The sequence below is a fragment of the Paraburkholderia sp. RL18-085-BIA-A genome (assembly GCF_046027075.1).
GTDB lineage: Bacteria > Pseudomonadota > Gammaproteobacteria > Burkholderiales > Burkholderiaceae > Paraburkholderia.
In genome coordinates, this window is the sequence record NZ_JARESU010000184.1 from 1 (window position 1) to 13,459 (window position 13,459).

16 protein-coding genes and 1 pseudogene are annotated in these 13,459 nt (G+C 61.7%); 13 read left to right on the plus strand and 4 right to left on the minus strand.

The annotated features are described in order from the left end of the window. Positions 1-260: 260 nt before the first annotated feature. The 9 genes from P0D89_RS46845 to P0D89_RS46885 all read left to right on the plus strand — a co-directional run bounded on the left by P0D89_RS46845 (position 261) and on the right by P0D89_RS46885 (position 7,328). The gene (locus P0D89_RS46845) at positions 261-599 is read left to right on the plus strand and encodes a hypothetical protein (RefSeq protein WP_408369077.1); all 339 of its coding nucleotides are present in this window, start codon (positions 261-263) and stop codon (positions 597-599) included. A gap of 61 nt (positions 600-660) precedes the next feature. Then, positions 661-1,050: a hypothetical protein gene (locus P0D89_RS46850; RefSeq protein ID WP_408369079.1), complete on the plus strand. Its 390-nt coding sequence runs from the start codon at positions 661-663 to the stop codon at positions 1,048-1,050. 88 nt (positions 1,051-1,138) lie between these two features. Further along, entirely contained in the window at positions 1,139-1,540 is a 402-nt protein-coding gene (locus P0D89_RS46855; RefSeq protein WP_408369081.1) for a hypothetical protein, read from the plus strand. Positions 1,541-1,983: 443 nt separating this feature from the next. Next, complete coding sequence (locus P0D89_RS46860) at positions 1,984-2,826, plus strand: hypothetical protein (RefSeq protein WP_408378845.1); 843 nt, start codon at positions 1,984-1,986, stop codon at positions 2,824-2,826. 11 nt (positions 2,827-2,837) lie between these two features. After that, positions 2,838-3,215 (plus strand): hypothetical protein, encoded by a 378-nt coding sequence (locus P0D89_RS46865; protein ID WP_408369085.1) that lies wholly within the window; start codon positions 2,838-2,840, stop codon positions 3,213-3,215. A 458-nt stretch (positions 3,216-3,673) separates the two neighbouring features. Then, positions 3,674-3,844 (plus strand): hypothetical protein, encoded by a 171-nt coding sequence (locus P0D89_RS46870; protein ID WP_408369087.1) that lies wholly within the window; start codon positions 3,674-3,676, stop codon positions 3,842-3,844. Positions 3,845-4,165: 321 nt separating this feature from the next. Continuing rightward, entirely contained in the window at positions 4,166-4,591 is a 426-nt protein-coding gene (locus tag P0D89_RS46875; protein WP_408369089.1) for a ribbon-helix-helix domain-containing protein, read from the plus strand. Positions 4,592-4,676: 85 nt separating this feature from the next. After that, positions 4,677-5,819, plus strand: coding sequence for an extracellular catalytic domain type 1 short-chain-length polyhydroxyalkanoate depolymerase (locus P0D89_RS46880; protein WP_408369091.1), 1,143 nt, complete (start codon positions 4,677-4,679; stop codon positions 5,817-5,819). 486 nt (positions 5,820-6,305) lie between these two features. After that, positions 6,306-7,328, plus strand: coding sequence for a DMT family transporter (locus tag P0D89_RS46885; protein WP_408369107.1), 1,023 nt, complete (start codon positions 6,306-6,308; stop codon positions 7,326-7,328). 66 nt (positions 7,329-7,394) lie between these two features. Here the strand turns inward: P0D89_RS46885 and P0D89_RS46890 are convergent, their stop codons facing one another. Beyond that, on the minus strand, positions 7,395-8,204 hold the full coding sequence (locus P0D89_RS46890; protein ID WP_408369093.1) for a mechanosensitive ion channel family protein: 810 nt from the start codon (positions 8,202-8,204) through the stop codon (positions 7,395-7,397). A gap of 84 nt (positions 8,205-8,288) precedes the next feature. On the opposite strand from P0D89_RS46890, the gene P0D89_RS46895 reads away from it, so the two are divergent. Next, the gene (locus P0D89_RS46895; RefSeq protein ID WP_408369095.1) at positions 8,289-8,531 is read left to right on the plus strand and encodes a hypervirulence associated TUDOR domain-containing protein; all 243 of its coding nucleotides are present in this window, start codon (positions 8,289-8,291) and stop codon (positions 8,529-8,531) included. Between the two features lie 9 nt (positions 8,532-8,540). On the opposite strand, the pseudogene P0D89_RS46900 reads toward P0D89_RS46895, so the two are convergent. The 3 genes and pseudogenes from P0D89_RS46900 to P0D89_RS46910 all read right to left on the minus strand — a co-directional run. Continuing rightward, positions 8,541-8,651: pseudogene (locus P0D89_RS46900) on the minus strand (hypothetical protein); the annotation flags it as partial. Positions 8,652-8,959: 308 nt separating this feature from the next. Then, the gene (gene msrC / locus P0D89_RS46905; protein ID WP_408369097.1) at positions 8,960-9,472 is read right to left on the minus strand and encodes a free L-methionine (R)-S-oxide reductase MsrC; all 513 of its coding nucleotides are present in this window, start codon (positions 9,470-9,472) and stop codon (positions 8,960-8,962) included. A 182-nt stretch (positions 9,473-9,654) separates the two neighbouring features. Further along, the gene (locus P0D89_RS46910; RefSeq protein WP_408369099.1) at positions 9,655-10,080 is read right to left on the minus strand and encodes a TOBE domain-containing protein; all 426 of its coding nucleotides are present in this window, start codon (positions 10,078-10,080) and stop codon (positions 9,655-9,657) included. A gap of 273 nt (positions 10,081-10,353) precedes the next feature. Between P0D89_RS46910 and P0D89_RS46915 the strand changes: the two genes are divergently transcribed. The 3 genes from P0D89_RS46915 (at position 10,354) to P0D89_RS46925 (ending at position 13,341) form a co-directional block, all read left to right on the plus strand. Beyond that, a complete protein-coding gene (locus tag P0D89_RS46915; protein ID WP_408369101.1) occupies positions 10,354-12,024 on the plus strand; it encodes an SH3 domain-containing protein in 1,671 nt (556 codons plus the stop codon). Between the two features lie 311 nt (positions 12,025-12,335). Continuing rightward, a complete protein-coding gene (locus P0D89_RS46920) occupies positions 12,336-12,809 on the plus strand; it encodes a VOC family protein (RefSeq protein WP_408369103.1) in 474 nt (157 codons plus the stop codon). A 55-nt stretch (positions 12,810-12,864) separates the two neighbouring features. Further along, a complete protein-coding gene (locus tag P0D89_RS46925; RefSeq protein WP_408369105.1) occupies positions 12,865-13,341 on the plus strand; it encodes a VOC family protein in 477 nt (158 codons plus the stop codon). Positions 13,342-13,459 lie beyond the last annotated feature (118 nt).

Sequence of the window (13,459 nt, forward strand, 5' to 3'; positions counted from 1 at the left end):
CCGTGCGCTCACGCGGCAGCAGACAAGGGCAGGCGTCGAACAAACCTAAACGATGACAGTCGGTTACGGCCGGGCCGGAAATACTGGCGCACCCACTCGCACGAAAGGACAGCCGGGAAAGACCGGCACGAAGTAGCCGACCCGCGATGGTCGGCTTTTTCGTTGGCGCAAATTAATCCCAAAAACATAAATTAATCCCAAAAACATAGCCTCCCGGCGATCTGCTAGGTTTACGCCGCCACAAGTGACAGGACTTCGCAATGGGCGGCACTGAACTGAAAACAGACGCATCGCAACGGTGGATGATGTACAGCCAGGACGCCTACGGGAGCGGGCGCATCTTTCTTTCTACGGAACAGAAACAGGCGGTTGAAGAAGGCAAGAAATTCGCGCAACGCGCATACGCCGACATATGGGCGCGGGATGCCGCGCTCGTCCAGCGGGTCCGCTCGTTTCTCGGGACGAATTTCCACTGGCACGAGCGGCTGGCAAAGAACGGCGCTGACCTTGAGGTCATACAGACCTTGCAGTCCATGATTCGCGGCGAAAGTGTTGTTCTGATTGCCGAACAATCGCGGACAGGCGGGCGCGGGGATTAGTCCAGCGCCCAAGCCCAAAGGGTTACCCAGCTTCCGTGAATCGTTAGTGGCCAGCTACGGGATGTCCTACGATGCGGCGACGGCCTACATTGAACGCTATAACGCCATGGTGGACCGGGTTAATGCGGTTGCAGACCGCTATGCAAGCGGGGCCGCTTCGTCACTGGCCGATGCTGTGGGCGACTTAACGGAAACCGATACGCCGCTCGGCGACGCACATCCGTTTGAGTACACGCCAAACGCGGTAAGTGGTGATGTCGAGCAATTGGCCGGCGGTGATGGCAGACCCGGAAACAATCAGGCGCAGAATAAACAATTCAGGGCTGTGGTTAAGGCGCTTGGTCTGAGCCAGGACCAGGCGCGACAGCTCCATGACGAAATCCAAGATGATGAAGAACTTAACTATCACGGATTGCTGGGGGCGTGCCCAAGAGATGTTTCGGGGGAGTGATTGAATGATTGATACGCGGGAACAGGTAAGACAGCACCTATCGGCACTCGTGGGCTTGGACATTAGCGGCGTGGGTCACGCAGCCGACATGCTTACGCTGCAGTTCGGGCCACTTCGGGAGGTAACAACAAGGCGAGGAACAATCAAGCGTGTTGGGGCGTGGGCGCTTCATATCCAGTGCGATTGGCGAATCGAGCAAGGGGAGATGGTCTTTGCGGCCTATCCGGATTTCGCAGTCTCGGAAGAAAGCACGCTCATTACAACGCGACGGATACGTGAGCTTCTTGTGACGAATGGCCCCGCCGTAGTTGAGAGCGTAACGGCCGGCGACAACGGCGATGCGTGCATCTCACTGGCGAGAGGGACGCGTCTTGTGATTTGTGCGGATGCGATCCCGGGCGATGAGGACTGGCGTTTGTTCCCGTCGAACCCCGATGCAAAGCACTTTGTAATCGAAGGCGGCAAGGTCGATCCATGGTCGCTCTCGTGACGACTCGCATTGCACGTTGAGCCGCATGAGATCGACACCGAAGAATGGGCGCCTCATTGGACAGATCGGCTGCTTCGTCCAACAGTACGGACGCAAAGCACAAAAGGCGAGCGATCCGAACGACCGTCGATACGACAAGCAAGTCGAAAAGGCAATGAGGAGAATACGACCGGAGGATCTATCAGAATAGCTGTCAGATGACGGGGAAGATGAGCAGTCTCCAGACTGATCCTTTGGGGATTAACTTTTACGAGCGCGTCGGATGTGCTTGAGAGAACTTTGGAAAGTAGGCCGCGCTGGAGGAACCCCATGCCCCACTGCATTGCAGCCTTTACCGCCACGTTATCAGCATCACAATGTACTTGCCGCCAGTCCTCTTGCAGACGCCATTCCCAAACTGGGTGGTGGTCTCGGGAGGCTCCTCTCCTTGGTACCTGGACGCATTGAAGGCAGCGGCAGGATCGCTCTTCGGCGCCGCAGTTGCGTTCTTCTTCGCCGTGCTGCATCGTCAGATGCAGGAGCGCAACGCAAACCTGCAAGCTGGAAACCTTGCGCTGTTCAAGCTCCGTGCTATCCAGCGACGGACCGGCGAGTTACGCCTTAGCGTGAGGCACGAGATCGTGGCGAGGCGAAAAGCCTATTCGGACGCACCAGCGTGGACGCTATTGAGACCCTTGGCGCTGACCATGGATGACATTGAGGTCTTTGATTTGGGCAGCTTGTCCTTTCTCCTTGACAGCGCATCCGGTAGAGAGGCGGTCAAGCACGTGAAGTACGCAGAGGAGTTGTTCGTCATCCTCAAACTCGTATTCGCGCATCATCAGGACACGGCGTTCGAATTTCAAAAGGCCTTAATGACCAGCCACGGGATGACCTACAAAGCGGCAACGTCCTACATGGAGCGCTATAACGACATGGTGGACAGGGTTAATGCGGTTGCAGCCCGCTATGCGGACGCAGCTGCTTCGTCACTGGTCGATGCCGCGAGCGATGCCACCGAAGGCGCTACGCCGCTCGGCGATGCGCAGCCGTTCGAGTACACGCCGGACGAGGTAAGCGGCGACGCCTTTGACCTTGCAAAGACGCCTAATGAAGGTGAGCCGGGTACGTGGCACACCAACCCCGGAAGCGAGCTAATGCGTCTATATGGCTCTGATGGACTTCCATCCGTGGATCTGGATTTTGACCACTTCCACAACGGAATGAAGCCCCATGCTCACAATTGGGCGGCCGGAAGTAGAGACGGCGGCGCTGACGTTGTGCCGTTTAGCCCTTGGCAACCCTGATGGAGCAACGTATGAACGCAATTGACAAGTATGAATCGTTTCATGACTGGTATCTGATCGGCGCGGAAGTCGACCTGGCTCAGAGACGGGTCGTGCTTAACGTGCTATTCGACAACAGGAAAGACCGTGCGCGTATCGTCCTCTCAGGGGCCACGCGATGCTTAATGCGCGACTTCCTGATTCAAAACATCATCCTGTCTACGAAGGTTCTCGCGGACTTCGGATCGGATGAGTACTGCGCAGCGCTGGCCGCACTTGACAAGTCCTATCCGTGGGGCCGAAACCGGCCTCACAAGTCAATCGTGTCAATCGAAGCAACACTGGGAGCCGAGTTGCTTATCGAATGTGACAGCTTTGAAGTGGAGCCCTTGGAATCTGAGGCCAGCTAGCGACCGCCGCGAGACGCATTCAGACCGGTCGCATCCGCTCTCACGGTCTATCCTATGGACATGTCCTCCTCGCAGAGGCAAATGATGGCGACTGTGCAGAAGTGCTGCGGACCGGACGCCGTGGCGCCATTCAGAGCGCTGCATACCGCCTTACCGACAGCGGCCTCTGTGTCGACTGGCAGGCAGTTGAGGGCGTCTTGTGTGGGTCCGCAGTTGGGCCGATTCCAAACCCGCGCTTGTATCCGCCGACCAAGCGGAGTTGCTCACCCAAGCCTTTCTTGCGGGAGCGAAAACTCTCTTCGTACTCGAGCCGTCATGCGGTGCAGAAATAGTAGTGCAGTGCGAATCGGCATGGCTGCGACAGGGCGACTGACTAGTAGTAGACCGAAGGACAGTCGCGAAGTTGATCCGGACTGCCTTGTCTATCGCTCCTGACCGGCAATGCCTCTTCGCATCGTATGGACAAGAAACTGCGCCCGATGTCACCCGGCTTCTCGATTGACCGCCCGATCCAGCCTGTTCCTGAAACGGCGTGCGATCGCGTCGGATTTCCAGACGCGTATCTGGCTAAATATCCGGAAGTCGCACGAGTTGTTCGAGAGAATGCTTTTGCTTCAGGTATTCAGTAGTTCGAACTCTTCGGAAAGGCAGAAAGTCGGGCGGTCTGACACGGACCGCCGTCCTGCAACGGCCATCCGTCATAGCTAGCCCCGCCTGAATATGCCGACTTGCGCCGCCCCGGCGCAAGTCGGTTTGCCCGCCGTCGCGAGAACCCGTCGCTAGCGGCGTCTTGCGATATGGGCGCCCGATGCTGCGGGCGCTCCCCCACCACGCACTGCCTCTCCCGACCCTCAATTTCCCGATTGACTCCGCTCGCCGACGCGCGTAAAAAGCTAAACCATCCCATTGGATGTTATTTGGATGGCCAGTGGATTCCAATCGGAGTGCAAATGCCCAAACTCAACCTCGTCGACAGTTCACGCCCCAAAGGGGGCGACACCGAAAAAATCACCATCAACCTCGGCCCGGTCGACCTCGGCCAGATCGACCTGCTGGTCGAAGAAGGCTTTTACTCGAACCGCACCGACATGATTCGCACGGCGATCCGCAATCAGCTTGCGGTGCACGCGCAGGTGGTCACGGAAACGGTGACGCGGCGCGCGATGGTGCTCGGCTTGCAACACTTCTCGCGACAAGACCTCGAAGCCGCCCAAGCCGCGCACGAACAACTCGACATTCACGTCCTCGGCCTCGCCAGCATCGCCGCCGATGTGCCGCCGGAACTCGCGGCGGCGACGATTGCATCGGTCGTGGTGCTCGGCGCGTTTCACGCGTCGCCCGCGGTCAAGGCGGCGCTCGCTGGACGCATCAGTTAGACGCTCCGTTCGACTCGTCGAGTGACGCAACCGGCGGCTCGTCACTCGCTCACGCATGCCGCCACGCAAGTCAACGCAAACCATCATGAAAATGAACGAAGATTTTCTGAAGTCGATGAAAGACGCCTTCGATCTACTGCGGACGAAGGGCCCCACCGAAGCGACCGCCGCAGTTCAACGCGCTCTCGCCGGGGCCACCGCAGAAGCGGGCCATGCGCGCACGCCGCATACTCCGCACGAGGCGAGCAATTGGACGCAGGCATGGTCTCGTGCTCAAGCGAAGGCCGAGGCACAGGCGCAGGCATACGCACAAACGCAAACCCACACGCACCCGAAGCCGCACACCCCTGCCCCACACACGTTCGACGCCGCGACACCCGGCGCCTTCAGCACGCACACCTTCAGCAACAGTGCGGGCCAGCGTCAATACAAGCTTTACGTGCCGGCGGTTTACAACAACGAGCCGTTGCCGCTGATCGTGATGCTGCATGGCTGCACGCAGAACGCCGACGACTTCGCGGCCGGCACGCGCATGAATGAGATGGCCGAGCGTCACGGCTTCATCGTCGTGTATCCGAATCAGTCGCAAGCGGCCAATCATTCCAAATGCTGGAACTGGTTCAAGCCTGGCGATCAGCAGCGCGACCTTGGCGAACCATCGATGATTGCCGGCATCACGCGCGAGGTGATGACGCACTATCGCGTCGATGCCGCGCGGGTCTACGTGGCGGGCCTGTCGGCGGGCGGCGCGATGGCGGATGTGATGCTGAACACGTCGCCCGAGCTGTACGCGGCCGCTTGCGTGCATTCGGGCCTCGCCCACGGATGCGCGAAGGACCTGCCCTCGGCGCTCGCCGCGATGAAAGGCGGCAAGCCGCAGCGCAAGCCCGCGCGCGTCGCGCCGCAACGTCCGCTAATCATATTTCATGGCGATGCGGACACGACGGTCCATCCGTCGAATGCGACTGATCTGGTCGCGTCCTTCGATGCCGGCACTACGACCGTCAGTGTGCCGTCCACGGCGGCTCATGCGTCAGGGCACGGACGCGGCGCTACGCTGCAACGGCGGGTCGCGGCCAATGGCGTCGAAGCGGAGTACTGGTTGATCCACGGTGCGGGCCACGCGTGGGCCGGCGGCAGTCAACGCGGCTCGTACACGGACCCGATAGGACCCGATGCCACTGCGGAAATGCTGCGATTCTTTCTCGCTCATCCACGGGTGCATTGAGCGGCGGGGGATCGACTACCCGACGGGCTTGTCTCTCCGGCGTCGGTTGAGTTCAGTCGATCCCACCTGACTTTACGGCCGCATTGAGATATGATTTCATACAACTTTCGAGCCTTACAGCGAAGTCAGGTTGGTGAACGCCGGTTGGCACGATGGTCCGCGCCACATACGGCTAGTCATATTTCGCTGCAATAGAGGGTGGCGACATCCCTTAGCGTTGCGGCTACAGTTGTAGGACGACCGATAATATTAGTCTCTGATCGCATAGCGTCGTCGATACCGTCCATCGGCGCACCAAAGTCCCATATTCCACCCCACCGACCTCTCCTTTCCCGCCGACCTCAAGCACCAACGAATCCCCTCGATGCAACGGCCGACTCCGGGTTATCAAGGCACCCGCCGCCAGACGACTTAACGGCAAAGCAATGAAAGCGACGCGGCTTGGGGTCAATCCACACCGCGCGCGACGACGACATCATCAGAAATATGACCATGCCCATAACAACAACCGGACCGCGCGAACCTGAGCGTTTTTTTTCGCAACCCAAAGTGCTGATCATCCTGGCGACCTTCTGCTGCCTTCTGTGGGGCAGTTCGTATCCGGCAATCAAGATCGGCTACGCGCTGCTAGGCATCGCGCAAAACGACATTCCATCGAAGCTGGTCTTTGCCGGCTACAGGTTCGTGCTTGCAGGACTGCTTTTGCTGATAGTCGCCGCACTGACGAAAAAGCCGCTTTTCAATTTAAACCGGCGTGACGCCGGGCAGTTGATGCTGTTGGGTTTTACGCAAACAGCAATCCAATACGTTTTCTTCTATATCGGCCTCGCCTACACCACAGGCGTTCGCGGCTCGATCCTGAACGCAACGACGACTTTCTTCAGCGTGTTGCTGGCCCATTTCATCTATAAGAACGACAAAATCTCGCCGCGCAAAGCTGCCGGGTGCCTGCTGGGATTTGTGGGTGTCATGGTCGTCAATGCCGGCGACGGGATATTCGATTTTGCATTTACGCTGCTCGGCGAAGGCTTCATCGTCATTGCCGCCTTTGTCCTTTCCGCAGCATCGATTTATGGAAAACGCATCTCGCAGGGCATGGACGTCATGGTCATGACCGGGTACCAATTGGGGTTTGGCGGCGCTGTGCTGTTGGCGGCGGGCTATACCACCGGAGGAACGCTGCGCGAATTCACAGCGGACTCGGCAGCGTTGCTGGGTTACCTGGCAATCCTCTCCGCATTGGCCTTCACTTTGTGGAGTTTGCTCCTCAAATATAACCAGGTCGGCAGAGTGACCGTTTTCAATTTTCTCGTCCCCGTGTTCGGCACGACGTTATCCGCCATCTGCCTGAACGAAAACATCATGGAGTTGAAGAATCTGGTGGCACTCGTTCTCGTCTGCAGCGGAATATGGCTGGTCACTCGCTCGCCGAAGGTACGTTCGCGGCACGCAAAACCAGCCGTTGATTTGACCGATGGTCCGCAATGCCGCCGCAGCCACGGCGGATAGACATGCTGCGCGAGGTCGCGTGTCGGACGTTCCGGCACGCCTGAGCCTCGCCTGGCGACTGAGGCCTCAGGCCGCGACCGCGCAACCGGCCTGTTCCAGCGCGGCCTGCGCATGCTCTTGCAACTCACCGCCCGCAAGCGACGCGTCCGGCGTGCGCACCCATGCGGCGATGCGCAGCGTCGCGCCGCCGTCGTCCGGATAATTGGCCACCGAGACGATCGGTGCAAGCGTCGTACCGCTTAGCACGCGCGGTTCGTCGGCGACCAGCTTCTTCAATTCGCCGATCGCGGCATCGACGTCCTTTCGCTGGGCGAGTTCTACTTCGACCTCGATGCGCTGCGTGCCGCCGCTGCTGTAGTTGATCACCGGATTGCTCCAGATCTGGCTGTTCGGCACGAACACCGCGTTGCCGTCGCCACGCTCGATACGCGTGGTGAACAGCCCCACTTCGCGCACGATGCCAGCCGCCGCGCCGCTGCCCTCGATCACGTCGCCGACGCGAAACGGCCGCAGCAACAACAGCATCATGCCGGCCGCGATATTCTGCAAAGTGCCTTGCAACGCGAGCCCGATCGCGAGGCCGGCAGCGCCAAGCACCGCGAGCACGCTCGCGGTCGCAATGCCGACCTCGCCGAGCGCCGCGATGAAGACGAGCACGCGCACCGCCCAGGTGCCCATGGCGGCGAGCATCGGCGCGAGCGTCGGGTCCGCATGTGTGCGGGCGAGCGCTTTGGCGAACATCGCGCCGACACGATTCGACAGCCACCAGCCGACCACGAGGATCAAGAGGGCCAGCGCGATATGAACCGCGTCATGCGTGAGCGTGACGAGCAGCGACGGTTGCAAATGTAATAGACGGGAAAGGAGATCGTTCATCGTGGGTGGGTTTCGTTGCGGAAAGGTTCTCCTGGCGCGAGGTAGCAGGATACGTTCCCGGACTCGCGTTCCACGTGGAGGCACATGGCTTGCGTTCCCTTCCCACCCGCAACACCGCGCTTACGTTCGCGAAATAGAAACGACCAGAAGACTGCGCATTTAAAGCCGCACGATCGCGTCAGTTGGAACACGCCGCAAGGCGTCACGCAAAGTAAGGTCGTGCGTGTCATTTCTACACACACGACGGTGGACGGCAGAACCGTCGATGCGTCGAAATCCGACCCGCATTGCGAGGTGGAGTCCGATTGTCAGGCGATTCAACGGTAAGAGCGTCAGATACGCGAGGCTCGAATAGCCGGTGCCGAAATTGTCCACCGCGACCTCGACGCCGAGTTCGCGAAACGCATGCAGCGTCTGCAGCGCCTGATCGGTATCGCCCAGCAGCACGCCCCGGGTGAGATTGCCGGGATGGTGGCCGTCATATTCGTGGATATAGGCCGTCGCGCGGAGCCGCCAAGATTGAGGGCTTGCCGTTGAAGCCGACGACGGAAATGGACGACGGCAGCAAGCGAGGCAACGAATGCCAATGGCCTGTTGCGCTTATCGAAAGCACCCAGGTAAAGCGACAAAACCGCAAGAGAGCGCGGCAACCTCAGCCGCGCAATGGCGGCCTGTGATCCGCTCAAGCGTGTGCCGATCAGACAAGAATAAGCAAGGCGCCCAACGCGCCCCGCTCCGATACCGACAAATTCAGCTCAACCCGCCGGCGTCGCACCGCGCGGCAACGCCGCTTCGATGAACGCCGCGCACAACGCTTCCATTCCCTTCGCGTCTTCCGCGTCGAAGCGTGCGACGACCGGGCTGTCGACATCCCATACGCCGATCAGCGTGCCGTCCGGCGCGACGAGCGGCACGACGATTTCCGATTGCGACGCCGAATCGCACGCAATATGACCGGGAAATTCGTGCACGTCGCGCACGACCTGCGTCTGCCGGGTCTGCGCGGCCGTCCCGCAGACGCCCTTGCCGAGCGGGATGCGCACGCACGCGGGCTTGCCCTGGAACGGTCCGACGACCAGTTCGCGGCCGTCGTGAAAGTAGAAGCCGGCCCAGTTGAGATCGCTGAGCGAATGAAACACGAAAGCGGAAAAATTCGCGGCGTTGGCGATCCAGTCGGTTTCGCCGGCGAGCAGCGAGCGCGCCTGGGCGACCAGTTCTTCGTATTGCGCGGCTTTGGGCAGATGCGAGGCAGAGGAGACTTCGAACATGACGGCGTCCGTGATGGGAGCGGAAAGAGGTACAGCAAGGCTGTGCAGTGTAAAGCAAGCGCCCGTTTCCTTCACGGCGCGCGGCGCGGTGCCGTGCGTGCCGTCTACGTGATACCGCTGCCGTCAGCCCCGCTGAAGTCCAATCAGCGCGGCTGAAACCAGCGGACCGGACGGTACCGCTCTTACTGATCGACGCCGATGATCACGCTCGACGCCTTGAAGATCGCCGTTGCCGCGTTGCCGCTCGCGAGGCCGAGTCGATCGACGCTCTCATTGGTGATGATCGCCGCGATCTGCGCGCCACCCGCGCTGATGATCACTTCCGAATTCACCGCGCCCCTGGTCACCGCCGACACATCACCGGCGATGCAGTTGCGCGCCGACACCTGGCTCCTCGCGACATCGACCATCACGATCACCGACGACGCCTTGACCAGCGCAAACGCCTTCTTGCCGGCAGCAAGACCGAGCGATGTCGCGCTGCCGTGCGTGATGACCGCGACTATCTCGAGGCCGTCCTGGGTGCGCAGCGTGACTTCGTCGTTCACTGCGCCATGTTTGACTTCCGCCACTTCACCGGAGAATTGATTGCGTGCGCTGGTTTGCATGTCGTGCTCCTTGCTGGTTGGGCCGCCGCGTATGAAGGTTGCGAAGCGAGATGTTGAGGTATTGGACGAGTGTAACGAAACGCCTGCCGGCTTCGATCGCATGCGCTTGCCGTGCGCGCGATGAACGATCCGAAACCGCATGAGAACACATAAACGCTGTCTATTGGCATGCATAACGCGGCAGCGGCACAGCACAGCAAGGCACGGCCGGACCCGTCGCACGACTCGCGGACACCGTATCATCGTGCCCTTGGATCCACTCTGCCGAACGCTATGTCTGTCGCCGTCCTGTTCCGCCGCCCTGCCGTTTCGTGGCCGCACGCCTGCCGCACCGCCGCGCTGTGCACCGCTGCGGTAATCCTCGCCGCCTGCAGCAGCCCGCCGCCGGCGCGCGATGTGCATACGCAAGCGCACGCGTTCATCGACACCGTCACGCTATACCCGCTCGAACATTACGACCAGAACGTCGATCACTGGCTCCAACCCGGCAGCCCCGCCTACGACCAGCCGTTCCTCAGTCCCGAGGACCAGCGGGCCCACTTCGACGCGCTCTTCGCGCGCTACTTCGGCACCGGCGCGGACGCGCCGTCGCCGTGGAATTCCGCCTACGTGACGCAGCGCGTTTATCGTGAGCAAGGCGCGCATATCGCCGCATTGCAGCAGCGCCGCATCGACAAGTTCGACAACACCGGCAAGCAAGGCGCAGCGCTCGGCTACGGCGAGAATTTCCGCCCGCATGACAAGGCATGGATCGACGCGATCGCACGCAACATGAACGTCGAGCAGTTCACGCAGACGCCGGTCTATCGGCCCGAACGCCGCGCGATCGCCACCGGCAACCTGATGGTGCGCGAACTGCCGACCGCCGACCCATCGTTCTACGACCATCATCTGGCGGGCGAAGGCTATCCGTTCGATAACCTGCAAATCTCGGCCGCGCGCCCGGGCACGCCGTTGTATGTGCTCGGCAGCAGCGTCGACGGTGCGTGGCAGTACGTGCAAACGCCCGACGTCCAGGGGTGGGTGCGCAGCGATAGCGTCGCGCTGGCCGACGACCGCTTCGTCGACGCATGGCGCGCGGCTGCCGGCAAATCGCTGGGTGCGGTGACGGTGGCCTCGGCACCGGTGCGCGACAGCAGGGGCGCGTTCCGCTTCGGCGCGCCGGCGGGCACGATGCTGCCGCTGGGGCCTGCGTCGCAACCCCCGTCGCCGCAGCAGTCCGTCGCAGCGGCAAATGCCGCGCGGCAGGCGTCAGCGTCTGCCGTCGCCGCCACAAACGAGCCGGGCACCACGGACGACACCCCCGCGCTGCGCACGGTCCTCGTCCCCGCCCGCGATCCCGATGGCCGCGCGCTCATCCGCACCGCCACGCTGAGCGACACGCAAATCGCGCCGATGCCGCTCGCCGCCACGCCGCGCCATCTGGCGATGCTGATGAAAGCGCTGATCGGCCGCCCCTATGGCTGGGGCAATAGCGGGCTCTACAACGACTGTTCGTCGGAGCTGCAAAGCATTTTCGCGGTGTTCGGCGTGTGGCTGCCGCGTCATTCGTCGACGCAGATGAGCGCCGGGCGCCTGATCGACCTGTCCGCGTCCACGCCCGCAGAGCGGCTCGACTATCTCGCGCGGCATGGCGAACCGCTGCGCACGCTGATCTATATCGGCGGCCATGTGATGCTATACATCGGCAACACGACCCGTGACGGCGTCACGGTCCCGGTCGTCTATCAGGACGTGTGGGGCTTGCGGCCCGCCGACAACAGCAGGCGCGCGGTGATCGGCGGCTCGGTGATCCTGCCGCTGTTCGAGCACATTCCCGAGGACGCGTCGCTGCAATCGCTGGCGGCTACTCGGACGTTCCAGATCAGCATTCTCGGCACGCCGGGCAGGAACCCGGCGCCGCCGGCCGCCGCGCCGCCGGACGAGGACAACCCGGCGGGTTGAAGCGGGCCGGGGAGACTGGCTGATGCGGCGACGGCCGTCGCCGCGTCCGCATCCCCACTCCGCACCCCGCCCTTCGCGCTTTGCGCTTCCGCACGCCGGCGCGTCCACGAGCTCGCACTCCGCTTCCACACGCCCTGACGCTCGCGCTCCGCGTCCACGCGCTCCCGCTCCCAGTACTTCCGAAATTCCCCTCAAAAATATTTTTTCCGGAGTGTCGATCCAACGGTAACGAACTCGTCGTAATGTTGAAAACCTGGCTCACGCAGCCGGTCTTTCAAGCCACGAACCTGTTACTTCAAGGAGACACAGTCATGACCAGCAACGCCGTCAAACCGATCCCCGACGGGATGCACTCGCTCACTCCGTATCTGATTTGCGCCAACGCCGCGGATGCCATCGCGTTCTACACGAAGGCCTTCAACGCGGTCGAGCAGGTCCGCCTGCCCGGGCCTGACGGCAAGGTGATGCACGCCTGCCTGAAGATCGGCGATTCCATGCTGATGCTGACCGACGAATGGCCTGACCATCAGGCGTTCGGTCCGAATACGCTAAAGGGCACGCCGGTCACGATTCACCACTACGTGCAGGACGTGGACGCCAGTTTCAAACAGGCCGTCGATGCCGGCGCGACCGTCCTGCTGCCCGTCTCCGACATGTTCTGGGGCGACCGCTACGGCCAGTTGAAAGACCCGTTCGGCCATCACTGGTCGCTCGCCACGCACACGCGCGATCTGAGCGCGGAGGAAATCCAGCAGGCGATGGCCACGATGAAGTGCGACGGGTAACGAGTAACGGCAGCGTAACCGCGAGGCCCGCCCGCCTGGCAGGAGGACAGACATCATGCAAAAGATCGCGCCGTGCCTGTGGTTCGACGGCAATGCGGAAGAAGCGGCCCGCTTCTATACGTCGGTGTTTTCGGATTCGCGCCTCGCCACCACGCTGCATTACACGGACGCTGGCCCCGGACCGGAAGGCGGCGTGCTGGCCGTCACGTTCGAGATCGAAGGCCAGGAGTTCATGGCCTTGAACGGCGGCCCGCAATTTCCCTTCACGCCGGCGATTTCGCTGTTCGTGCACTGCGGCTCGCAGGAGGAGATCGACCGCTACTGGTCGAAGCTCATCGACGGCGGGGGTGCGCCGTGGCAATGCGGTTGGCTGACGGACCGCTTCGGCGTGTCGTGGCAGATCGTGCCCGACGTGCTCGGCGAGATGCTGCGCGATCAGGACCGTGCGAAAGCGAGTCGCGTGATGCAGGCGATAATGAAAATGGTCAAGCTCGATGTCGCGCAGCTGGAGCAGGCGTATCGCGATGGATAGCACGCGCTCGGATCACCCCTCACTGCATGACGCCGCCGCATGGTCTCGGGGGGGGGGGGGGGGGCCGCCCCCCGCGGCCCGCCCCGGGGCCGGGTGTTTTGGTTGGGGGGGGGCCCAA